The following is a 1,759-nucleotide window of genomic DNA, read 5'->3' on the forward strand; positions in this document are numbered from 1 at the left end:
CCTAAAGTATAAGGTCCTCCAGGACTATCTCCTATTATTATTTCACAATTTAACTCTATTAATTTTTCACAAATCACTTTTACAACCATAGGGTGAGTTGTTGTTGCTTCTTCTGGTCTTTTTTTCATAAGTAAATTTGGCTTTATTAAAACTTTACTATTTAGTTTTATATATTTATCTATTCCACCTATATCTTTTAACATTTTATCAACTGATTTTTTTACATTTTCATATTCATAATTATCACATTTTCTTACTGATACTAGTTTCATAATACGCCCCTTTTTATATTTATACTAAGTTTAATTGTAAATATTTAACATCATTATGTCCATAGTAAACTAATTTATATTTCTCATATCCTTAATATCTTCCTTTAGTACATATAAAAATGGAGAAAGCATAAGCCTTCTCCATATATATTAATATTTAATTAGTTTTTCTTTCCAAAATGTCTTTCTAATAAACCTAAGAATGCTTTACCATGTCTAGCTTCATCTTTACACATTTCATGAACTGTATCATGTATAGCATCTAATCCTAATTCTTTAGCTCTCTTAGCTAATTTTAATTTTCCTTCAGTTGCTCCGTATTCAGCTTCAACTCTTGCTTGTAAGTTAGCTTTAGTATCAGCAACAACTACTTCTCCTAATAATTCTGCAAACTTAGCTGCATGTTCTGCTTCTTCGAAAGCTATTCTCTTGTAAGCTTCTGCAACTTCTGGATATCCTTCTCTATCAGCTTGACGACTCATAGCTAAGTACATACCAACTTCTGTACATTCACCAGTAAAATTAGCTCTTAATCCTTCTAATACGTCTTCATCTACACCTTGAGCTACACCTATTCTGTGCTCGTCAGCCCAAACCATTTCTCCACTCATTTCGTTGAACTTTTCAGCTCCTACCTTACACACTGGACACTTTTCTGGTGCAGCTTCCCCTTCATGTATATATCCACATACTGTACAAACAAACTTTTTCATAATTATTCCCTCCATCATATTTATTTTATATAAATTTTAATTTATTATTTAAATTGTTATACTCTATATATACCCGAGCTTTTTTATGTTAAACAATAAATTCAAAATATTTTTTTGGAAATCATTTCCTTTTATAGTGTATCATCTTTAGCTTGGATTTATCAACTTAAATTCAAAATATAAATTAAAATTTTAAATCATATTCTGAGTTTTAATTACTCATTTTCATTTTCTTGTATTGCCTCACCACATACTTCTTCAATATATATATTTTTATTTTTTAAGAAAGATAATTTAGTTTCTGCCATTATGATTGATATAAATATAATAATGCTTCCTAAAATCATTCTTAATGTAACTACCTCTTTTAATATTAATATCGAAAATAAAGTTCCAAATACAGCTTCTGTTGAAAGTATTATAGCGGTTTTAGTTCCTTCAACAAATCTTTGGCATATACTTTGAAGTAAAAAAGCTATAGTAGTACTAAATATTCCTAGATATAAAGCACCTAAGTATCCATTCATTCCTGCATCTATTTTCATTTGACCTGTAAATATTTGAGCAATTAAAGAAAGTACAAATGCAACACTGAATTGTATAGCCGTTAATACTATCGGATTATTTTTTGATACAAATTCACTTGTAAATACTATATGAAATGCAAATCCAAAAGCACATATTAAAGTTAAAAAGTCTCCTATATTTATAGAAAAATCTGCCTCTAATGATAATACCCCAATACCTATCAGAGTCATAATACTACTTATTATT

Annotated in this window: 3 protein-coding genes; all 3 read right to left on the bottom strand. The window is 28.1% G+C overall.

Going from position 1 to position 1,759, the window contains the following annotated elements; genetic code table 11:
• Window positions 1-272 (bottom strand): DUF362 domain-containing protein (locus VLM92_RS13510; protein ID WP_325276860.1); only part of this gene is annotated, 272 nt, incomplete at its 3' end.
• Between the two features lie 161 nt (window positions 273-433).
• Entirely contained in the window at window positions 434-985 is a 552-nt protein-coding gene (locus VLM92_RS13515; protein ID WP_325276861.1) for an NADH peroxidase, read from the bottom strand.
• Between the two features lie 215 nt (window positions 986-1,200).
• A partial coding sequence (locus VLM92_RS13520) for a DMT family transporter (RefSeq protein WP_325276862.1) occupies window positions 1,201-1,759 on the bottom strand: 559 nt, incomplete at its 5' end.

This window comes from Romboutsia sp. (genome assembly GCF_035470145.1).
Classification (GTDB): Bacteria; Bacillota; Clostridia; order Peptostreptococcales; family Peptostreptococcaceae; genus Romboutsia_D.

Excerpts from the sequence above, each read along its gene's own strand:
- VLM92_RS13515 (WP_325276861.1), bottom strand. The coding sequence starts at position 985 with ATGAAAAAGTTTGTTTGTACAGTATGTGGATATATACATGAAGGGGAA.